This window comes from Pseudoalteromonas sp. SR41-8, from assembly GCF_014163915.1.
GTDB lineage: Bacteria > Pseudomonadota > Gammaproteobacteria > Enterobacterales > Alteromonadaceae > Pseudoalteromonas > Pseudoalteromonas rhizosphaerae.
Map to the genome: position 1 here is coordinate 1 of NZ_JACJEE010000012.1, position 21353 is coordinate 21353.

Here is a 21353-nt window from a genome sequence, read left to right on the forward strand (position 1 = left end):
TTACCGAAATATATGATTACCTGCGCTTAATGTATGCCCGTGTCGGTGAACCGCGTTGCCCTACTCACGATTTGCCACTCGCTGCACAAACTGTTAGCCAAATGGTCGACACTGTGCTGGCGTTCTCACCGAGTTCACCGAGAAGTAAATAAAAGTCCAAAAATTTTTACTCGGTGCAGCGCTAAGCGCCTTTGTGGTAAATAAAAAAGATAACTTGTACCTGTTAGGTAACAAGTAAATACAGATTGCGATTTTTCCGATAGCTTTATTCACCGTTGTTTTGTTGCAAAATTACAAGCCATAATTCCAGTTAGTTTAATTAACTGTTTACAAAAGCAGTTATTACTGGAATTATCACGATTTATAATAATTGCCGTTTTAGTGTATTATCAATTACTCAAATAGGAAGGCTGAGTCGCTATGCTATCTAAGGAATGGTGTTAAATTCAATTATGGTGTTAAATTCAATTATGGTGTTACCTCGAAATCGAGATTATTTTCAGATATTTTTAGCCTCTCTATCACCAATGATTTTTGTGGTACTTTTACTTGCAGAGCTTGGGTTGGAATGGGTGTATTCATTATCAATTATTACTCTTTGCTACTTAGCTTCATTCATATTTTGGTTTAAGAACGGAACTAAACCAGCTGCGTGGATTAGCAAAGGGAAACTACATATTCGAGATGGTGTGTTCGGTACTGATGTTATTTATAAAGACCGACTAGAATCCATGCGTTATGAAATTGGCCATAAGCGTGCTGTCGCAGGTAGTAATGCAGAGGAAGCTGAGATGCACATATTGGTTATTAAAATGAAAGGTTTTGATGAATGGACTTTACCTATTAAAGATTTAATAGAACATGGGCCAAATTTAAGGCTTTATAAGTTTATCAGAGATAATTTTTATAATTTGAAACTGGTGAAAAAGTAGTTATAACAAGCTTTTAAACACAACACAGAATAAATATAACGCTTATTAATTAATGCAGTTTTTTAGTTCAGGTTTACAGAGGATTTTTCGTTGGGTTTCGCTGCACTCTACCCAACCTACGCAGTCAAGTTTAACTCCGGACATACAACTTAAAGCCTACCGACCCTAGCAAGTTTATACATTTTTTACAAAGCAAAGCGCGAGATAAACTCGCGCTTTCTGTAAACGCCCTAGTACCTAATTACCTAGAGCCTAGCACCTAATTACTTATTAAATCGCTGGGTAACCAATGCGATCAGACAAGTAACCAACACTGGTGGCAAAGTAATATGAGCGATTCCAATGCATTAACGCTTTGTAATTATCATAAGCTAAATACATACGGCCATTCATATCATCAGGCATAACCAATGCCGCCGTTACATCTACGGCTGGTAAATCAGTACCATCCATTTTACGTACACCTAAAGCTTGCCAATCAGCTAACGAACGCTCTGAATCAGCCCAAAACTCTAACCATTGAGTACGTGTTTTAGTTCCACGTTGCAATACATAGCTAGGTTCGAAGCTCTGTGGTAACTTAATTTGACGACCCCAAGTAAGATCGCTATTCCAGCCAGCTTGCTTTAAATAGTTAGCTATTGATGCAAAGGCATCAACTTGGGTGGTCCAAATATCTTTTCGACCATCTTTATCATAATCTACCGCGTAGGCATTAAATGAGGTTGGCATAAATTGCGTTTGCCCCATTGCACCTGCCCATGAACCATTGAATTTATCTAAAGTAATGTGCCCTTCCTTTAAAATATCAAGCGCGGCCCATAGTTGGTTTTTATACATAGTTTCGCGACGGCCATCAAAAGCCAGCGTGACTACCGATGAAATAACGTTGTGACCACCTTGGATTTTACCAAAATTACTTTCAAGGCCCCATAACGCAACAATAAAGCGAGCTTGCACGCCGTACTCGGCTGCAATTTGTTCTAAAATATCTTTATTTTCAGCGTATAGTTTACGTGCGCGGTCAATTTTCCATTGTGGCACACGCTTTGGTAAGTAAGTCTCTAAGGTTTCTTTAACTTCAGGCTGATTTTTATCAGCAGAAATTACCTTTTCTTTAAAGTGTGCTGTAGCGAAGGCATCTTCAATTAATTGACTATCGTAGCCTTTTTGTGCTGCTTCTTGTTTTAAACCTGCAACATATTCATCAAATTGTGCTTGGGTCTTGGCCAGTGCCGATGTACTGATACAGGCACTACATAAAATTGCAGCCAATTTAGTCATTATATGTTTAGTCACTATCAACTCCATTTTGTTTTCTATGCTCAGCTAGTAAGTTAGCTTCAGGTGGCGGTAACTGGAGATAAAACCCGACATCAGTTAATGATTCCTCAACCAAACTTAAATCAGCCCCGCCTAAATGCGTTCGTTTTGCTAAATTAATTAACATTACGTAATGAGGTTGACCGAACATAGCCATTAAAGGTTCCGGTACCTTGCTAAAATCATCTCTTTTTTCTACGAAAAGGAAGGTATCCGCTTTTTTCTTACTTTTATATACCGCAGTCAGCATTATGACCCTATAAAATCTTGCTTAACAGTGCTGCACACTATAACATGAGAGTCATAATAAGTTAGAAAAATTAGATTAGAAATTTCACCTTATCCATATAAACACAGGCCTTATTCAGCCTGCGTTTATCTAAAATTGATTTCTGATCACACTATTCAATTGAGCGTGTATGTCGGACCAAACTTTTGAGCTAAAAGGGAATCTTTTTACGTTATCAGTTTTACATCTTTATAGTACTGATATAAACCTGTTAGCTGAGCAACTGTATATAAAAATTGCCCAAGCCCCTCGTTTTTTTGAGGGTGCTCCTATTGTTGTTAATTTAATTGAGATAAAAAATAATCTTGTTGATTTTGTTCATCTAAAGTCTTTATTAGAACGAATGAACTTTAATGCTGTTGGAGTCTGTAATGGCTCTGATGAGCAACATACGCAAGCCAAAGCCGCTGGGCTCTCAGTTTTAAATTATTCACAAGACGTTAAGAGTGAACCTATTACAAAGCAGAGTAATACTTCAATTGTTGAGAAAACAGTTTACTTACCTGCCCAAGTTATCAATGGCACAGTGCGCTCTGGTCAACAAGTGTATGCTAAAGACCGTGACTTAATCGTCATTGGTGCGGTAAGCCATGGTGCAGAAGTCATTGCTGATGGCAATGTACATATTTATGGCACGTTACGTGGTCGCGCAATAGCAGGCGCACAAGGTTACAACGAAGCACGTATTTTTTGCCAAAAATTAGAAGCAGAACTTGTTTCTATCAATGGCAACTACTGGATCAGCGATTCTCTGCAAGGTGAGTTCTGGGGCAACGCTGCACAAATCCAACAAAAAAATGAATCATTAGAAATTTCAGCTTTGGTTAAAGGATAAATCTTATGGCAAAAGTCATTGTCGTTACGTCAGGTAAAGGTGGTGTAGGTAAAACTACATCAAGTGCTGCAATTGGCACAGGTTTAGCACTTAAGGGCTATAAAACAGTCATTATAGATTTTGATATCGGTTTACGTAACCTTGATTTGATCATGGGCTGTGAACGTCGCGTTGTCTATGATTTTGTTAACGTTATAAACGGTGAAGCAAATTTAAATCAAGCACTTATCAAAGATAAACGGGTAGATAAATTATTTTTATTACCTGCTTCACAAACCCGAGATAAAGATGCTTTAACTCGCGAAGGTGTTGAACGCGTATTAAACGAGCTGAAAAAAGACTTTGATTATATCGTCTGTGATTCGCCAGCAGGGATTGAAGCCGGCGCTATGATGGCGATGTACTTTGCTGATGAAGCAATTGTTACAACGAACCCTGAAGTATCATCAGTTCGCGATTCAGACCGTATTTTAGGTATTTTGCATAGCAAATCTAAACGTGCTGAAGAAGGACTTGAAAACATAAAAGAACATTTATTACTGACTCGCTATAACCCAGAGCGAGTAGCTAAAGGTGAAATGCTGTCAGTTGAAGATGTGCAAGATATTCTTTCTATCGAATTGTTAGGTGTAATACCTGAATCACAAGCGGTATTAAGTGCATCAAACTCAGGCCAGCCAGTTATATTAGATACAGAGTCTGATGCTGGGCAAGCTTATGCCGATGCAATTAATCGCTTATTAGGTGAAACAGTCGAATTTCGCTTCTTAGATGTAGAAAAGAAAGGTTTGTTCAAACGGATATTTGGAGGTTAACGTGTCACTACTTGACTACTTCCGCTCAGAAAAGAAAAATACAGCGTCACTAGCAAAAGAGCGATTGCAGATCATTGTTGCGCATGAGCGCTCACAGCGTGGTACACCTGATTACTTACCACAATTAAAACAGGATATTCTTGATGTTATCCGTAAATACGTCAACATCAGTAATGACGCCGTTCAAGTCCAATTCGATCAAAACGAAGATGACTTAGCGGTATTAGAGCTCAACGTCACTTTACCTGACGAAGAGAAAGAAAAGAAATAACTAAAAGGGCGCTATTACAGCGCCCTTTTCACATTTTATTACTTTATTTAATGTTCAAATTACTCCTGTTCAACATCATTGCCTGTTACAAAAAGCTCAGTCGTTGATTGTTAGTCTAGCTATAGGTATCAATCAAAGGACATTATGATAAATAAAGTTCTATAGTTTGCTGCACATATTTAAAAAATACCACGCATTATTTAAACTCTTTAATTCGGCACTTAAAGAATACTCGCCGAATCAAGTAATTTACTTCCTGCCTTTGAGGTAACTGCATAATTAAAACCAGGTTGAATACAATAAGAGCCATATTCACCAGATTTACTCAAGGCTAAAAAACCGACTTGAAACTGTTTATAATCACCCAGCTTATGGGCAATTCGCTCAACTGCGGCCTTACACGCTTGAGTAGGTGTCATACCTTGGCGCATCATTTCAACTACTAAATGGCAGCCTACCGTTTTTATCATTAACTCGCCCATGCCCGTTGCCGTTGCAGCACCGACTTCATTATCAACGTACAAACCGGCACCTATAATGGGCGAATCACCTACTCTGCCTGACATTTTAAAGGCCGCGCCACTAGTGGTACACGCCCCAGATAAATCGCCATTACTATCAAGCGCTAACATGCCGATTGTGTCGTGGTTTTCAATATTGATCACGGGCGCATATTTTGATTCCACCAGCCAATCTTGCCAGGCCTTTTTGGCTTGCGGAGTTAATAAGTTTTCTTCTATAAACCCTTGTGATTTAGCAAATTGCAGCGCCCCCTCACCTACTAACATCACATGCGGGGTGTTATCCATCACTAACCGGGCAACCGAGATGGGATGCTTAATGTGTTGTAAAAATGCAACTGCGCCACAGTTTTGATTTTCATCCATAATGCAGGCATCGAGAGTAACGTTGCCTTCTCTGTCAGGGTAACCACCATATCCTACTGTCATCACATTTGGGTCTGCTTCAGGAATTCGCACACCGGCTTCCACAGCATCAATGGCTTTACCATGCTCAGCAAGTACCTGCCACGCGGCTTTATTAGCCGCTATACCATGTTGCCACGTTGAGACCACTATGGGTTTAAGTTGCGAATTTAAGCTTTTAATTGATTTATTAACGACCTGTTTTTGAGCCAATACTTTTGCCGTCAGTGTACTCGCTCCTACGGCTAGTACAGCGGTTATCGATTGTCTTAAAAATTGTCTTTTACTATTCATGACTAAATCCTAGTTATTCATTTTAGTAATATCGTTGCAGCTTTATTTAAAGTCCCACTCAGAATCATTAAAAATAAGGCCAGAGGGATAGCCCTCTGACCTGTAAGTAATTAAAATTATTTTTCTAATCCGAGTAACTCGATTTCGGCAATTTGTAGTAATCCGTCATTATTTGCATTTTTGCTAATGCTAAGACGATAGCTTAAAAAAGCAAAACCATTATTGAATTCAAATGAACGACGTTGTAAACGCTCATCCCAGCTTTCGCCTAACCATGATGAAACAACAGTCCAGGTTTGGCCTCCATCATTTGAACCTAATAAACTAAAGTTCTCAGGGTCTCGTTCAGGTGCATCATTGGCGCTGGTTATTGCAAGACCGCTGACCGTTTGCGGATCACTAAAATCAACTTGGATCCATGCTGGATTTTCTTCTGTTGGCGCTCCTTGCCAATCATTATGATCCAACCATTTGGTCTGTATATCACCATCAAATGCTTTATCTGCACTTTCTGCATCACCAATACTAAAGCGGGCACTAAATACACTACCGGTAAGTGAAGTTAGATCTTTAAAAGCATAGTCAGGACCAATTAAACCAACTTCGGCAATTTGAACTAAACCATCATTATTGGCATTTTTAGTTACAGCAAGTCGGTAGTGGCTATACGCGAGTGTATTTGCCACAGGAAACGTTCTTTTTTCTAGGCGCTGATCAAAACTTTCGCCGACCCATGCACCGATATCCAACCAGTTTTCACCATCCATCGATGCCATTAAAGTAAATGATTCAGGATCGCGCTCAGGGGCATCGCTTGCACTTGTGAGTGTCAGTGTATTAACTGCTTTTGCTTGCGGTAAAATAACTTGCAACCAAGCTGGATCAGCATTAGTTGGTGGTCCCTGCCAATCGTTATGATCAAGCCATTTGGTATTTACATTATTATCAAATGCTTGCGCTGCACCTTCACTATCACTGATACTATTACGTGCGCTGTAGCTTGCTCCTGCAACTTTACTATGATCTTCTCCTGGCAATTCAGGGCCAATTAAATCGATATCAGCTATTTGTAATAAACCATCATTATTCTTATTTTTGGTCACTTCTAAACGATAACTACTAAATGCTAGTTGATTAGAAAAAGAAAACGCTCTGCGCTGTGCTCTAGAGTCGAATGATTCTCCTACCCAAGTTGCAAGTTTTTGCCACGTGGTGCCATCATCGTTAGAAGCTAGTAAAGCAAAGTTTTCTGGGTCACGTTCAGGCGCATCATTAGCACTGACAATTACTAACTGATCCACGGCTACAGGACTTACAAAGTCCATCTGTATCCATGATGGCTTGTCTTCAGTTGGAGCCCCCTGCCAATCATTGTGATCTAACCACTTTGTTGTAGGGTCATTATCAAATGCTTTATCTGCATTTTCTGCATCCCCAATACTATTACTAGCACTGGTAGTACCGCTGGTAATATCAGTATGATCAACACTTGTAAAAACAGGGCCTACCATCTGAATGTCCGAAACTTGCACTAACCCATCATTGTTTTTATTTTTTGTAATATTAACTCGATAACTAAGGTACTTTTGTCCATTAACGAAGCTAAATTCTTGGCGAGAAAGCCGATCCTCGAATGATGCACCAATAATATTTGCAAGCTCAAACCAACTTTTTCCACCATCATTAGACCCCAATATGGTAAAATTCTCTGGGTCTCGCTCTGGCGCATCGTTAGCACTGGTAATGAATACACTATTTACAGCCTGTGGCTTTGCAAAATCAACTTGTATCCATGAAGGTGATGCTTCACTTGGTGCCCCCAACCAATCATTATGATCAAGCCATTTAGTATCTAGGTTATTATCAAAGGCTTTAGCTGCACTTTCAGCATCACTAATTGCGTTTCTAGCTGTAAATACTGCACCAGTTAAGTTCTCTTGTGTGGTGATTTCTTGAAGTGGGCCTGTTGATAATGCTTCATCAAAAAGCGGTAATGACAGATCAACTATCGAATCTGCAGTTAAGCCTAGTTCAGTGGTTAGAGGATGACTGCTAATGGCATCATAAATACGCTGACGAAAGGCAGCTAGCGCATCTGCGTCATCGTTTAGTGCAGCCCTAATATTCTGCTGCGCATTATCCATCACTGATTTTAAATTATCAGATTCACTAAACTGTGCAAAAGAAGCATTTAACAACGATAGTTTAATTATTGCCTCATCTGCATATTGCGTTGAGCATACTTGTTCTGCGCTATCATTTTCTTCACAACTTTCACCTAGTATGAAGTTGTCGAGCTTGTCAGCACTTATCACTGCCATGTTAAAAACATTAGTATTGCCCGTTTGCCAACCCATAGTTCGCAACAACAACGCAGACATTTGCGCCTGTGCTAATGCCATTAACTCTGCAGTTGATACATTTCGACCATCAGCAATTTGTTGCTCTACAAGTTGAGTCGCCAAAGTTGTTAATGCGTTGGCTTGCAAAGTTGTGTCTGCAACACCATCGGCATCATTGCCATAAGGTACCGTTAATTGCCCTAACGTTGAAAATACACTCCCAGCAATTGCTGCACCACTGGTTAATTGTGTAAATTCAGCATCACCACAGCGCAGCGCATCACATTGCATTGTAGAACTATCCGTGGTTGAAATATTAAGTTTTACGGTGGAATTGATCCCAAAACCTGCCTCACTGCTTAATTCAATAAAAAAGCGGCCCTCTTGATCGGTATTGCTGGCACTGTTTATTGTTAAATTACTACCATTGAGCGCAGTAACGGCGATATCTGCATTTGATAAAACACCTTTGATTATTGTCCCTGCAATTTCAGCATGTGTAACATCAGGTGTTACTGGTACATTATCTACTTTTGGGTCATTACTTGATCCACCACATGCGCTAAGTAAACTTGCAGTTAAAAGTGAGGTCCCTACAAGTTTAAATATATTTAGTGTATTCATAATTTTGCCTTTTAAAATCAGCTGTTGATAACACGCTAACTAACCGTATTCATTTTGTTTTATTAAACGGTTATAACTTGTCACTGAGTACGTAAAAACTCTTTTTAACAAGTGCTTAGTTAGCCTGTTGATAAAACGTTTTAGCCAAACCTTAACAATTAAAACCGATAGGTTAGTCCAGCATAATACCGGCGACCGCTATAGCTGCTACTGCGAAGTCGCGCTTTACTATCATCACCATAGAATGTTCGTGACTCTTCTTTTGTTAAATTAATAACCGATGCCGAGAGCACTAAATTTTCCATCACGCTGTATGACGCATTTAAATCAACTTGTTGATAAGGTTCTTGGGATACAGTTAAGCCATCAGCTAATCCTAAGGCCATTTTCCCACGGCGGTTATAAGATGCCCGAACACTGTAGTTATCGTCTTCAAAGTAAGCTGAAAAGTTGAATTGATCATCGGCACTGCCCACTAAGGCTGATTCACCTACTTTTTCACCATCAACACTGACATCAGCTTGATTAGTATCATTGAGGGTATAGTTAGCATTGATACCAAAACCATTATCAAAAGCATGTTGAGCAAATAATTCGATTCCGCGAGAAGTGGCATTAGTACCATTTGCAGTGGTGGTAAATGGTGTTACTGTGATGTCTCCAGCTGGAACAATTTCAACGCCAGTAAAAGGATTTGTAAAACCATCGAATGGACGTTCTGAAGTAATGATCAAAGGCACTATGAAATTATCAACGTCCTTATTAAATAATGCGATGCCAACCGCTGAACCATTTCCATAATAATATTCAGCTGATAAATCGAGTTGCACAGATTCAAATGGCTGTAATGCTTTATTACCACCCGATCCACTCCAACCTTGATCAACTGGGTTACCTCTAAATTCGAGTCGGTCGTCAGCCCACTCTTGTGATATGAAGGTTAATTGTTCCGGTGCACCTAAATCATTAAAAGGTGCGCGTGACATAGTTTTGGCAGCTGCGGCTCTGATAACCAGAGAATCACTCGCTTCCCAGACTAAATTTAAGCTAGGTAGGAATCTGTCATCTTTGACAGTGCGTAATGTGGTAGTTTCAACATCAACCAAACGCTCATCACCAAGAATATCTTCACCGGTCGCATCATTTATATCATCTAAAAAGTAGTTTATTTTGTCTGAAGACATAATTTGTGTTTGCGTTTCTACATAACGAACGCCGACATTGCCGCGAAAATCACCAAACGAAAAATCAGCTTGAAGATAAGCAGCTGTTATTTTTTCTTCAATATCAAAAACAAAATCGGGTTCACGGCGTGTATATTTAACATATTCATTAGTAACAATATCCCGATATTGCTGCCAATTAATACTCGGCATAGTATTAACTTCAAACCCACCCGCAATATTTTGTTCCGATTCTTTATTTAATACATCCTCAAGGTTTGGCATGCCACCAATCCACTGATAGGCAACTTCATCTATTGCACCTTGACTGAATGGATCAAGTTCCCCACTAGCAATGCGATCGGCACCATCTTGAGTAATAAAAAATGTATTATTGGTTTCCCGATGCAGACTTGCTTTTCGATGCTTAACTCCCACACGCAATGTATCAACTATGCCATAAGCAACATGGTAATCTAAATCAAGTTGACCATAGTCTTCTTTTAAGTCACTGACAATGAAACTTGAGCCTGTTGAACCTGGATCAGGATCACCTGCAATACCTGCTTGTAAATTCGCAAGTAATGCTGGATCTGCATATAAAGAAACACGTTCACCTAAGCGCCAACCTGCAAACGATGCCGCATTTTCATTTTTTCCTGAATCACTACGACTGCCAGGCTGACCGCTTTTATACGCTGCATTAAATGACTCCGATGGCCCACCGCTTGCCTTCGTACGACCAAATTTGCCTTTAAGGTCAAAGACATCACCTGCATATTCAAATGCAAAGTCATACGTATCTGAAGTATCTTTTTCTTTTGTATAACTACCTATGATCCAAGGAAACTCTAAATTGCCTTCACTACCGCCTGCACCACTGGTGAAATCCATTCCAGTAACAATAGAGCCCGTTTCATCAAGTATTACACCGGTTAAATAGTCAGGGTTATATTTCCATTCAGGGATCATCAGTTGTGAAGTAGTTCTATCTTGACCTAATTCAAAGTGAAAGTGATTAAATGTCAGCTCTAAATTATCTGTTGGTCGCCATTGCATTGTCGCTTGCACACCAACACGTTCGCGCTTTTCCTCAGTAATGCCCACACCGGCAACTTGCGGTGCCCATACACCATCATAGGAATTACCATACGCATCTTCTAACGCCCCAAAACGCCGAGTACTGTCAGTAATTTCATTGCCATTTACATCAGTTGCTGGCTGCTCGCTCCCCGTTGCCCATCGCCAACCACCTCCGCCTGACATATCTCCAGTCAGAGAGCGGTTAGTACGATCTTGCTTAGTATAACCGAGTAAAAAGCCAACGTTTTCATCTTCATTTTTCCAAGAATACACACCGCTAAAATTAGGCTCATACTCTTTTGTTACATCAGCATAAGTGTATTCAACATTAAATGCACCAGAGTTTGCATCCATATCCAATGGCGTACGACTATTTAGAATAACCGTACCACCTACACCGCCTTCATCTAAGCGAGCTTCTGATGATTTAAAAACTTCAACCGATTGCACCATAGTCGAAGGCAGTAAAGAATAGCTAAAAGAACGAGATGGAGAACCCGGTGATGAAGCAATAAAATTACCGTTAAGTTGAGTGAGGGTTAAATCAGATGACAACCCACGAATACTAACATTCTCGCCTTCACCACCACTGCGAGATATCACAACACCAGGTACTCGTTGTAAAGAATCGGCCACATTCTTATCTGGAAATTTACCTATATCTTCTGCGGTGATTGCATCAACAATCGAATTGGACAGTCGCTTAATCGCTAAATTTTCTGCCATCGAGGCGCGAATCCCCCTGACTTCTATTACTTCTAGATCGCTTTCTTGTTCATTTTGTTGATCTTGTGCGTATGCGCCATTACAGCTTGCCATCACCGCTAGAAGCAATGCAGATTTCTTAAATCGCCGAGCAAGACCCGCCGATTCACGACTGTTATTATTATTGGTCATGTTTATCTCCAGTATTATTGTGTGCTATTGATTGTATTTAGTAACTTAAAACCCACGATAATCCGTGCCAATAAACTTTAAGGCGTTTCATATCTGAGTTAATAGCTTGTTAAACTGCTTTTCAAGAATAGGGTTCTGTCGAAGAAAGTGATAATAGAAATTCGGTTGCCTCTAGAACAAAATCGGCGTTAAGGTTAAAAAAAGATCCAATTAGTGCTGAGCTAGTTTATAGTCGTCAACTTAAATTAATGGCATATAAAAACACTTCCCATATTCATGAAAAGTAAAAAAACAAAAATAAGAACATGATTTACAAATGAATTTTATTTATTCTATTATAATCTAATATAATTAAATATTTTATTGTTAACAACATCGCTGGTATTTTGGAACGAAACAATGCGTAAAAATTTAGAAGTCTGTTTAAACGCAGATAGTCATATTCAGTTAGCTGATAATGTAAAAACCGCATTTACAGCTGGCGCCTCTAGAATTGAACTTTGCAGCACAATGCAACTTGAAGGTCTCACTCCTAGTGAAACAGCAATGACTATTGCAGCTCATGCAATGCCCTCAGAAGGCGAGTTGCTTATCATGATACGACCTGTTGCGAATCAATTTATTGTTGATGCAACAATACTGAAGCTAATGCTTACACAAATAGCACACGCGGCGCACGCAGGTGCTACCGGTGTTGTTTTTGGTGCGCTAAACGCCAATGACGTTGATATCGCAGCTACCACAGCGCTTATTGCCTGCGCACATAAATATAATTTAGCAACGACATTTCATCGCGCTTTTGATTGTATAGAAGACAGCGAAAAGGCAATTGACCTATTAACTGAACTGGGCATTGATCGTATCCTCACAAATGGCACTAAATGGACTGATGATAAAGGTGTTATGCAAGGTCTTAATCATATACAAACAATCATTAGCCACGCCAATGATCATATAGAAATTGTTATTGGTGGTGGCGTAACCACTGATAATGCAAGTACACTTTGGCAACTTGCCAACAATAATTTAGTGTCACTACATGCCTACTCTGGTGTACACAACAAGGATGGCTGGGTGGATCCGTTATTAATTAACGCAATTTTAAATCAACGAACTAACGAGCAGGCTAAAAATGACTAACCACTCTCAACCTCCCCTGTATTTAGGTATTGATGGCGGCGGTACAAAATGCCGAGTCAGGCTTGAAAACGCACAAGGCACCCTACTTGCTGAGGCAGTAAGCGGTGCAGCAAATATTGCAACCTCCGTTGAAGTGGCGCAGCAATCCATTATTGATGCAACAAAACACGCATTACAACAGGCTGGTTTAGGGCTATCAACACTTGGGGCAATTTATGCCTATGCAGGACTCGCTGGCGCTGGCATTGCCGGTGCAAATAAAAAGATGGCACAGTGGCAGCATCCATTTGCACAATTTAACTTTTCAACTGACTTACACATAGCCTGTCAAGGTGCCCATGGTGATAACAGTGGTGCGATTATTATTTTAGGCACTGGCTTTTGTGCTGGAGCAATAAAAAACGGTAACGTTATTGAATTAGGAGGCCATGGATTATTATTAAGTGATGGCGCAAGCGGAGGCTGGATTGGTTTAACTTTATTTCGTTATGCATTAGAGGTTTTAGATGGCTTATCCCCCTCAAGCCCATTAATAAATACCTTATTGGCACAGCTTAGTTGTGATACAAGTAACCAGCTGACAGAATTAGCACTCAATGCCAAACCCGCTTTTTTTGCCGGTTTTGCGCCTTTAGTTTTCGCAATGCAAGATGATCCTTGGGCCATTATTATTTTAGAGCAAGCAGCGCGCTATATTACCCGTTATATCGATCATTTAGTTAGCCATGGCTATTACAACATTACATTAATGGGAGGCACAGCCGAGAAAATTACTCCTTGGTTATCTACCAAAGCACAAGGTTATCTATGTGATGCGCATTACCTGCCCGAGCAAGGCGCTATTCAATTAGCTAAACGGCTGGCTTAGGGCTCAATTTGGTCGCGCATTTGCGAAGGGATCTCACCAAATAAGCGTCTGAATTGTTTACTGAAATAGCTAGGCTCAGAAAAACCGCATTGATAGGCTATTTGTGAAATAGGTAAACGAGTTTCAACAAGTAGCTTACGTGCGTTTTCTAAACGTATTTCATTAATAAATTGATTAGGTGTTTTTGCTAAATGTTTTTTAAAACGCCGCTCTAACGCACTTACCGATAAATGAGCAAGCTCGGCAAGTTCTTCAATACAGATATTACGATGATAGTGTTCACGTATATAATTTACTGGCCCTTCAATCGCTCTTACATGCGACAAAGCCTTTGATGTTTTTTGTAAATGCCGTGTAACGCCATAGGTGCCCAGTATCTGACCATCGTCAGTTAAAATCGCTTTTTTGGACGTTGAAAACCAGGCCAATTCACCATTTGAGGTTTGGTTTAGCTCCAAACGATCAATAACCACATAGCCATTCATTACGCGTTTATCGTCATTGACATATTGAAATGCTAAGTGCTTGGATGAAAAGTCAAAATCAGTTTTAAGTAAAATCTGCTCTAATGACTTATACCCTTGATGCTCAATAAAGTGTTGATTTGCGTATAAAATTCGGCTATCAGAATCCTTAACCCAAAACAAAATATCAGGTAATAAATCAAATGCCGCGATCAGTTGATTTACGCCCGCTTTATTTATAATCCCTTGTACTTCCATAATAATATATTCTATAAATATCAATTCGCAATAATATATAAAACGCCGATTTTGTTGCATTGTCAACCGAATTTTTATTATCCCTTACGCTGTTCATTCCTTATTATCAATAACATGATATTAACTAAACTCAGTAGACGATTACTGACATGGAGCTTTTTCATGAATAATGCCAAAATCCGCATGGGGATGGTCGGTGGTGCACAAGGTGCATTTATCGGTGCAATCCATCGCATTGCTGCACGCTTAGATGGCTTAATTGAGTTAGTCGCAGGCTCCTTTAGTTCAGATCCATCACGCAGCCAAGCTACAGCTGCAATGCTAGGAATAAATCCAGATCGTTGCTATGACAGCTACCAACAAATGTTTAGCGAAGAAGCTAAGTTACCTGCCGATCAACGAATTGATTTTGTGGCAATAGTGACGCCAAATCATTTGCATTTCCCAATTGCAAAGTGTGCAATTGAAGCAGGTTTTCACGTTTTATCAGATAAGCCAGCCACCCTAAATTTAGAACAAGCGCTGTTATTAGAAAAAACTCTGCAAGCCAGTGATTGTTTATATGGATTAACTCATACCTACACTGGTTACCCGATGATTAAAGAAGCGCGCCAACGTATTACTGATGGCGAGCTGGGCGCTATTCGTAAAATTATTGTTGAGTACAGCCAAGGTTGGCTTGCCACCAGCGAAGATGAAAATGCCAAACAAGCCAAATGGCGTTTAGATGCTGATAAGGCCGGTATTAGTTGTTGTATAGCTGATATAGGAGTGCATGCTGCAAATCTAGCTGAATACGTGAGCGGCCTAGAAATCACCGCACTATGCGCTGACTTAAATCATGTTGTTGCAGGCAGAACACTCGATGATGATGGCACCGTTTTACTGCGCTTTAACAACGACTCTAAGGGAGTTCTTCTTGCTAGCCAAGTTGCATTAGGAGAAGAAAACAATCTTAATTTGCGTATTTATGGCGATCAAGCAAGTCTTGAGTGGTCACAAATGGAACCAAATAGTTTGTGGCTCAAAAGTCATAACGCGCCAACCACCCTATTACGTGCAGGTGTTGGCCTAAAAAGTACTGCGGCACAAAATTCACTGAGAACACCTGCAGGCCATCCAGAAGGATACCTTGAAGCATTTGCCAATATCTATGTCAATTTTGCAAAACAAATTCACGCAAAAAAAGCCGGATACTCAGCATCTAACAGTGACTTCGACGTGCCTGGTATTAAAGAAGCAATTCGCGGAATGGCATTTATAGAAAATGCTGTAGCAGCGTCGAGCAAAGACACTAAGTGGCAACCATTTAAAATTGGATAAAAAATGAAACAAATTAAAGGTCCAGCGATCTTCTTAGCACAATTCATCAGCGATGAAGCTCCTTTCAACAGCTTTGCCACTATTTGTCAGTGGGCAGCAAATTTAGGCTACAAAGCAATTCAGCTACCGACTGCAAATTCTCGTATTTTCGATTTAGAAAAAGCAGCCCAAAGCCAAGATTATTGCGATGAAGTGACTAGTATTGCTGCACAGGCAGGGCTTACAATTTCAGAGTTATCAACTCATTTACAAGGGCAGCTCGTAGCCGTTCATCCGGCTTATGATGAAATGTTTGACAATTTTGCCCCTCAAGCACTACGCGGTGACCCTATAGCCAGAACGAAATGGGCCATCAATCAGTTAATGATGGCCGCTAAAGCCAGTAAAAATTTGGGCTTGAAAAGCCATGTGACTTTTTCAGGAGCACTACTTTGGCATACTTTTTATCCTTGGCCGCAGCGTCCAAAAGGACTGGTAGAGCAAGGATTCCAAGAACTTGCGAAACGCTGGCTACCAATCCTCAACTACTTTGATGAAATGGATGTGGATGTTTGCTATGAACTTCACCCAGGGGAAGATTTACATGATGGCGTAACGTTTGAGCGCTTTTTAGCTGCGACAAATAATCATCCTCGGGTAAATATTCTTTATGATCCCAGCCATTTCATCTTACAACAACTTGATTACTTATCATTTATTGATATTTATCACCATCGTATTAAAGCATTTCACGTCAAAGATGCAGAGTTTAATCCAAATGGTCGCGGCGGTATTTATGGTGGCTATCAAGATTGGCAAGACCGCCCTGGTCGGTTTCGCTCCTTAGGTGATGGCCAAATTGATTTCAAAAGTATCTTCAGCAAATTAACGCAATATGGTTTTGATGGCTGGGCAGTTCTAGAGTGGGAGTGTTGCATTAAACATCCTGAAGATGGGGCGAAAGAAGGCGCACAATTTATAAAAGAGCATTTGATCCGCCCTACGGCTAAAGCATTTGATGACTTTAGCGCAATGGACACAAATGATCAGCGAAATAAGCGGATATTAGGTATTTAATAAACAGGGTCACACACAATGAATAACAACAATAATCGTATTATTTTTCGGCTTTGCTGCATTGCATTAATTGTCACATCAATGACTTTCGCAATAAGGGCTGGCGTTTTAGGACAACTAGGCGAGCAGTTCGGCCTCACTGGTACACAGCTAGGCTGGGTAAATGCCATGGCATTTTTAGGGTTTCCGGTTGCAACCATGCTCGGGGGCATCATTTATAACGCGATTGGTGCTAAAAAGTTGGTTGCATTAGCGTTTATTTGCCACCTAGGCGGACTTATTTTAACTATCACTGCAGATGGTTTTTGGGGATTATTGATCTCTACCTTTTTAATTGGCTTTGCCAATGGATCGGTTGAAGCCGGTTGTAATCCACTGATCGCCCAAATGTATCCTAAAAACACCACCACTATGTTAAACCGCTTTCATGTTTGGTTTCCTGGCGGGATCGTAATTGGTGCATTAGCTTCAAATGCAATGACATCCGCTGGCTTCAGCTGGCAATGGCAAGTTTCGCTGATCCTTGTGCCCACCATTATTTATGGTGTGATGATGCTTAAAGCGAAATTTCCACAGTTTGATACACAGCAAAATTCAACCACCAGCAACTTAAAACACTTACTCTCGCCGCTGTATTTGTTTCTCATTATTTGCATGACACTGACAGCAGTCACCGAATTTGGCACACAGCAATGGATTGAGCAAATCCTTGGCTCGTCAGGCGCTTCGCCTATGGTTATTTTAGCTTTGATCACCGGATTGATGGCATTAGGTCGGTTTTTTGCGGGCCCGATTGTGCACCGCTTTAGTCCATCGGGTGTCCTACTGGGCTCAGCCATTTTTTCAACACTAGGGATATTTTTAATGAGCCAAGCGCAAGGTAATACCATCTACCTTGCCGCAGCACTATTTGCCGTTGGCGTTACTTATTTTTGGCCAACCATGATCGGTTGTGTCGCTGAGTATGCCCCAAAAACAGGTGCACTTGGCATGTCGTTAATTGGTGGAGCTGGCATGTTTGCAATGAGTATCTGGAACCCCGTCATAGGCCATTGGATTGATAATGCGCGAACACAAGCACAAACAACTAGTGTCAGTGTAGAACAAGTTGAAGTGCTCGCAGGACAAGCTGTATTACAAAATCTACTGGTTTTTCCGATTGTACTGATCATTGTATTTATTGGTCTTCATCTGTTTATAACAAAAAATAAAAACGTTGAGAAATACGTTTAGTCATAACAAGTAACACACAAAAAATAAGGGGTATTATATGCTTAAATCAATCTCGATGTTGTCAATTGCACTGGCTTTTAGTAGCAGTGCTTTTGCTAAGACACCCGATAACCAACTTTCTAAAGAAGAACAATCAGCTGGCTGGCAATTACTGTTCGATGGCAAAGATATGTCGCACTGGCGCAATTTTAAAAGTGAGACACTCAGCCCAAAATGGACCATAGACAATGGCGCAATGTTACTCACTAAAGGCGGCGGCGACATACTCACGAAAAAAGTCTATCGCAATTTTGATTTACAAATAGATTGGAAAATTTCAACTAAAGGGAATAGCGGTATTTTTGTGCTGGCAGATGAAACTGGCAGTATGATTTATTCTCACGCCCCTGAAATTCAAATAATTGATAACGAAGAGCACCCAGATAACAAAATAGACTCACACTTGGCTGGCTCTCTTTACGATCTGTTTGCAGCCCCGACAACAGCGCATAAACCAGCCAATAATTGGAATAGTGTTCGTATTCGTATGCAAGATAAACACTTGCAGGTTTGGCAAAATGGCATAAGTACATTAAGCATAGTAATCGGCAGCACAACATGGAATACCCTTGTCGCAAATAGCAAATTTGCTACTTGGAGTAACTTTGCTGCGGCAGAGCAAGGACATATAGGTCTTCAAGACCATGGTGACAAAGTGTGGTTTAAAAATATAAAAATTAAGGAACTATAAGCATGTCTACATTTGATCATAAAGTACTGGTTGTTGGCTCCGGCGCAGGTGGCGCAATGGCCGCTTATACCTTAACTAAACTAGGCCATAAAGTATTATTACTTGAAGCGGGGCGTGATTACGATCCAAAAAAAGAAAGCCCAATGTTTCGCCGTAACAGTGAAGCTCCTTTAATGGGCGCAGGAAATAAAGACAAAAACTTTGGCTTTTACGATGCAACCGTCGATGGTGGCTGGCAAGTTCCTGATGAGCCTTACAGTAACGCCAAAGGCACTGATTTTTACTGGTGGCGTGCGCGCATGCTAGGTGGAAGAACTAATCACTGGGGACGTTACTCATTACGCTTTAGTGAACATGATTTTAAAGGTAAGAGCCAAGATGGCAACGGCGCAGATTGGCCTTTCACTTATGATGATATCGCACCATGGTACGACATCACGGAAGAACTAGTGGGTATTTGCGGCACCAATACCGGCCTTGATGATATGCCGCCATCTGCACCTGGGGTATTACAGCCACCACCAACGCCGCGAATTCCTGAGTTACTTATTGCTGCCAGTGCGAAAAAACTGGGTATCGCAGCCGTGCCTATGCACAGAGCAGTATTAACTCGGCCAAAAGATGATCGTATGGCATGCTTTTATGCAACACCTTGTGGCCATGGTTGCTCAATCGGCGCGGCGTTTCAAACTACAACCTCATTATTACCTATGGCAAAAGCAACTGGGAATTTAGAAATAATTACTGATGCAATGGTTAAATCAGTGGCTGTTAATGATGACGGTAAAGTAACGGGTGTTACTTATATAGATAAGCAAACCGTAGCTGAAAAAACACTAACAGCAGATATCGTGATCCTTGCCGCTAGTGCCTGCGAATCCGCACGTATTTTGCTAAATTCAAAACACGCCAAGCATCCCAAAGGTTTAGCTAACTCAAGTGGCCAAGTAGGTCGTAACTTAATGGATTCAACCGGTGCTTGGCTTGGTGCGCAAGTTCCAGCATTAAAAGGTCGCCCACGTTATAACGAAGATGGCCACACTGGGAACCATTTATTTATTCCTTGGTGGGGACACAAAGCACATGCCAAAGGTGAGCTTGATTTTCCTCGTGGTTATCACTTTGAGATCAGTAGCGGTTTTAATCAACCTGGCTCTGGAGTCTCTGGCGATAAACGTGGTTATGGTATTGAACTAAAACAACAAGTTCGTGATGCCTATGGATCTTATGTTGGCTTTGCGCTGCGCGGAGAAATGCTCCCCAACGATGATACCTACATGGAAATTGATGAAAATGTTAAAGATAAATGGGGCATTCCGGTTTCGAAATTTCATTTCAAATGGTCAGATCGTGAGCTAAAACAAATTGAGCACGGCTTAAAAACAGCGAAACAGATCCTTGAAAATCTAGGAGCTACTGTGGGCAAATTACCTGCTGCTGAAAAAGCAATTTCAAAAGGTGGCGAGATCATTCATGAAGTAGGCACCACTCGCATGGGTAGCTCAGCAAAGGATTCAGTGACCAATCAATGGGGCCAAACATGGGATTGCGACAACTTATTTGTGATGGATGCAGGGGTATTTGCCTCTAATCCACATAAAAATTGCACATTAACCATCATGACATTGGCAATGCGTAATTCAACCTGGATAGCCAAACAAATAGAACAAGGAGCGCTGTAACATGCATAATGAAGATCGTGTTGACTCATACAAATATATTTCCGGCATGACACGTCGTGAATCGTTAAAGTGGCTTGGTTTATTAGCCGCAGGTTCCGCCGTATCACTTTCAGCAGGGTGTAGTAAAGCGTTAGAAGAGAAAATTAGTGATAAAGGACATTGGCCTGACTTAGATTTACAACCTATAACAGCTAAAGGTTATGGCACTGATCCCAATATGGTTATGCCACCACAATCACCTTGGCCATTGACATTAACTCAAGCACAATTAAATTTAGTTGCGGTGTTAGCCGATTATATCGTGCCTAGCGAAGGTAACAACCCAAGTGCAACTGAGGTAAATGTACCGAGTGTGATTGATGAGTGGGTAAGCTCACCTTATAACGGTCAACAAAAAGACCGCGTTACTATTTTACACGGATTAGCATGGATCGATGATGAGGCTGTGCTGCGTTATAAAGCACCATTTGTCGCATTGAAAAAAGAGCAACAAACAGCCATCTTAAATGATATTGCTTATTTTGATGATGAAACCCCTGCGCAGTTTCAACGCATTGGTAATGCTTTTTTACGCTTTAAAAACCTTGTACTTGGTGCCTACTTTTGTACACCGCAAGGTTGTAAAGATATTGGCTATTTAGGCAATGTGCCTATTGCAGGCGATTACCCAGGACCTACTGACGAAGCAAAAGCCCATTTAGATAGCGTTTTAGCTGAACTGGGTTTGACCGAGTATGCTTATCAAGATTCAGTTGCCAGTTAACGCTAAGTTATTTTTTTAGCTAGCCCAGCCCTAAGCAGGGAG

18 protein-coding genes are annotated in these 21353 nt (G+C 40.7%); 12 read left to right on the forward strand and 6 right to left on the reverse strand.

Annotation, left to right across the window (positions count from 1 at the left end):
- The first annotated feature begins 452 nt into the window (after positions 1-452).
- Positions 453-932, forward strand: a complete 480-nt coding sequence (locus H5162_RS09900) for a hypothetical protein (RefSeq protein WP_259398204.1) — start codon at positions 453-455, stop codon at positions 930-932.
- A 270-nt stretch (positions 933-1202) separates the two neighbouring features.
- On the opposite strand, the gene H5162_RS09905 is transcribed toward H5162_RS09900, so the two are convergent.
- Positions 1203-2219, reverse strand: coding sequence for a lytic transglycosylase domain-containing protein (locus H5162_RS09905; protein WP_149980391.1), 1017 nt, complete (start codon positions 2217-2219; stop codon positions 1203-1205).
- Between the two features lie 4 nt (positions 2220-2223).
- The gene (locus H5162_RS09910; RefSeq protein ID WP_182778401.1) at positions 2224-2505 is read right to left on the reverse strand and encodes a YcgL domain-containing protein; all 282 of its coding nucleotides are present in this window, start codon (positions 2503-2505) and stop codon (positions 2224-2226) included.
- A 169-nt stretch (positions 2506-2674) separates the two neighbouring features.
- Here H5162_RS09910 and minC point away from each other — a divergent pair, with 169 nt between their 5' ends.
- From minC to minE, 3 genes are read left to right on the forward strand one after another with little or no spacing between them, the layout of a single operon-like run.
- Positions 2675-3379, forward strand: a complete 705-nt coding sequence (gene minC, locus H5162_RS09915; RefSeq protein ID WP_182778403.1) for a septum site-determining protein MinC — start codon at positions 2675-2677, stop codon at positions 3377-3379.
- A gap of 5 nt (positions 3380-3384) precedes the next feature.
- Positions 3385-4194: a septum site-determining protein MinD gene (gene minD / locus H5162_RS09920; protein WP_145235643.1), complete on the forward strand. Its 810-nt coding sequence runs from the start codon at positions 3385-3387 to the stop codon at positions 4192-4194.
- A 1-nt stretch (position 4195) separates the two neighbouring features.
- Positions 4196-4465: a cell division topological specificity factor MinE gene (minE, locus tag H5162_RS09925; protein ID WP_145235646.1), complete on the forward strand. Its 270-nt coding sequence runs from the start codon at positions 4196-4198 to the stop codon at positions 4463-4465.
- 221 nt (positions 4466-4686) lie between these two features.
- On the opposite strand, the gene H5162_RS09930 is transcribed toward minE, so the two are convergent.
- The 3 genes from H5162_RS09930 to H5162_RS09940 form a co-directional block, all read right to left on the reverse strand.
- The gene (locus H5162_RS09930; protein ID WP_145235649.1) at positions 4687-5685 is read right to left on the reverse strand and encodes an isoaspartyl peptidase/L-asparaginase family protein; all 999 of its coding nucleotides are present in this window, start codon (positions 5683-5685) and stop codon (positions 4687-4689) included.
- Between the two features lie 116 nt (positions 5686-5801).
- Positions 5802-8651: a discoidin domain-containing protein gene (locus H5162_RS09935; protein ID WP_182732275.1), complete on the reverse strand. Its 2850-nt coding sequence runs from the start codon at positions 8649-8651 to the stop codon at positions 5802-5804.
- Between the two features lie 158 nt (positions 8652-8809).
- Positions 8810-11794 (reverse strand): TonB-dependent receptor, encoded by a 2985-nt coding sequence (locus H5162_RS09940; RefSeq protein WP_182758287.1) that lies wholly within the window; start codon positions 11792-11794, stop codon positions 8810-8812.
- A gap of 399 nt (positions 11795-12193) precedes the next feature.
- Here H5162_RS09940 and H5162_RS09945 point away from each other — a divergent pair, with 399 nt between their 5' ends.
- Positions 12194-12934 (forward strand): copper homeostasis protein CutC, encoded by a 741-nt coding sequence (locus H5162_RS09945; protein WP_182760402.1) that lies wholly within the window; start codon positions 12194-12196, stop codon positions 12932-12934.
- Entirely contained in the window at positions 12927-13802 is an 876-nt protein-coding gene (locus H5162_RS09950) for a BadF/BadG/BcrA/BcrD ATPase family protein (protein ID WP_182734191.1), read from the forward strand. The genes H5162_RS09945 and H5162_RS09950 overlap by 8 nt, the downstream gene beginning before the upstream one ends.
- Here the strand turns inward: H5162_RS09950 and H5162_RS09955 are convergent.
- Positions 13799-14524, reverse strand: a complete 726-nt coding sequence (locus H5162_RS09955; protein ID WP_145236298.1) for an AraC family transcriptional regulator — start codon at positions 14522-14524, stop codon at positions 13799-13801. The two genes, H5162_RS09950 and H5162_RS09955, sit on opposite strands and share 4 nt — an antisense overlap.
- 162 nt (positions 14525-14686) lie before the next feature.
- Between H5162_RS09955 and H5162_RS09960 the strand changes: the two genes are divergently transcribed.
- Genes H5162_RS09960 through H5162_RS09985 form a run of 6 tightly spaced genes read left to right on the forward strand, consistent with a single transcriptional unit; the run spans position 14687 to position 21311 of the window.
- The gene (locus H5162_RS09960) at positions 14687-15847 is read left to right on the forward strand and encodes a Gfo/Idh/MocA family protein (protein WP_182732277.1); all 1161 of its coding nucleotides are present in this window, start codon (positions 14687-14689) and stop codon (positions 15845-15847) included.
- Positions 15848-15850: 3 nt separating this feature from the next.
- Positions 15851-16903, forward strand: coding sequence for a sugar phosphate isomerase/epimerase (locus H5162_RS09965; protein ID WP_182778406.1), 1053 nt, complete (start codon positions 15851-15853; stop codon positions 16901-16903).
- An 18-nt stretch (positions 16904-16921) separates the two neighbouring features.
- A complete protein-coding gene (locus H5162_RS09970; protein ID WP_145235670.1) occupies positions 16922-18136 on the forward strand; it encodes a sugar MFS transporter in 1215 nt (404 codons plus the stop codon).
- A gap of 37 nt (positions 18137-18173) precedes the next feature.
- On the forward strand, positions 18174-18866 hold the full coding sequence (locus tag H5162_RS09975) for a DUF1080 domain-containing protein (RefSeq protein ID WP_145235673.1): 693 nt from the start codon (positions 18174-18176) through the stop codon (positions 18864-18866).
- 2 nt (positions 18867-18868) lie between these two features.
- Positions 18869-20548 (forward strand): GMC family oxidoreductase, encoded by a 1680-nt coding sequence (locus H5162_RS09980; protein WP_145235678.1) that lies wholly within the window; start codon positions 18869-18871, stop codon positions 20546-20548.
- A 1-nt stretch (position 20549) separates the two neighbouring features.
- Complete coding sequence (locus tag H5162_RS09985; RefSeq protein ID WP_145235681.1) at positions 20550-21311, forward strand: gluconate 2-dehydrogenase subunit 3 family protein; 762 nt, start codon at positions 20550-20552, stop codon at positions 21309-21311.
- Positions 21312-21353 lie beyond the last annotated feature (42 nt).

Bases quoted from the DNA above. Each gene is read 5' to 3' on its own strand.
- H5162_RS09900 (WP_259398204.1), top strand. From the start codon at position 453: ATGGTGTTAAATTCAATTATGGTGTTACCTCGAAATCGAGATTATTTT.
- H5162_RS09910 (WP_182778401.1), bottom strand. From the start codon at position 2,505: ATGCTGACTGCGGTATATAAAAGTAAGAAAAAAGCGGATACCTTCCTT.
- H5162_RS09970 (WP_145235670.1), top strand. From the start codon at position 16,922: ATGAATAACAACAATAATCGTATTATTTTTCGGCTTTGCTGCATTGCA.
- minC (WP_182778403.1), top strand. From the start codon at position 2,675: ATGTCGGACCAAACTTTTGAGCTAAAAGGGAATCTTTTTACGTTATCA.
- H5162_RS09930 (WP_145235649.1), bottom strand. From the start codon at position 5,685: ATGAATAGTAAAAGACAATTTTTAAGACAATCGATAACCGCTGTACTA.
- H5162_RS09945 (WP_182760402.1), top strand. From the start codon at position 12,194: ATGCGTAAAAATTTAGAAGTCTGTTTAAACGCAGATAGTCATATTCAG.
- H5162_RS09960 (WP_182732277.1), top strand. From the start codon at position 14,687: ATGAATAATGCCAAAATCCGCATGGGGATGGTCGGTGGTGCACAAGGT.
- H5162_RS09985 (WP_145235681.1), top strand. From the start codon at position 20,550: ATGCATAATGAAGATCGTGTTGACTCATACAAATATATTTCCGGCATG.
- H5162_RS09975 (WP_145235673.1), top strand. From the start codon at position 18,174: ATGCTTAAATCAATCTCGATGTTGTCAATTGCACTGGCTTTTAGTAGC.
- H5162_RS09940 (WP_182758287.1), bottom strand. From the start codon at position 11,794: ATGACCAATAATAATAACAGTCGTGAATCGGCGGGTCTTGCTCGGCGA.
- H5162_RS09965 (WP_182778406.1), top strand. From the start codon at position 15,851: ATGAAACAAATTAAAGGTCCAGCGATCTTCTTAGCACAATTCATCAGC.
- H5162_RS09935 (WP_182732275.1), bottom strand. From the start codon at position 8,651: ATGAATACACTAAATATATTTAAACTTGTAGGGACCTCACTTTTAACT.
- H5162_RS09980 (WP_145235678.1), top strand. From the start codon at position 18,869: ATGTCTACATTTGATCATAAAGTACTGGTTGTTGGCTCCGGCGCAGGT.
- minD (WP_145235643.1), top strand. From the start codon at position 3,385: ATGGCAAAAGTCATTGTCGTTACGTCAGGTAAAGGTGGTGTAGGTAAA.
- H5162_RS09950 (WP_182734191.1), top strand. From the start codon at position 12,927: ATGACTAACCACTCTCAACCTCCCCTGTATTTAGGTATTGATGGCGGC.
- H5162_RS09955 (WP_145236298.1), bottom strand. From the start codon at position 14,524: ATGGAAGTACAAGGGATTATAAATAAAGCGGGCGTAAATCAACTGATC.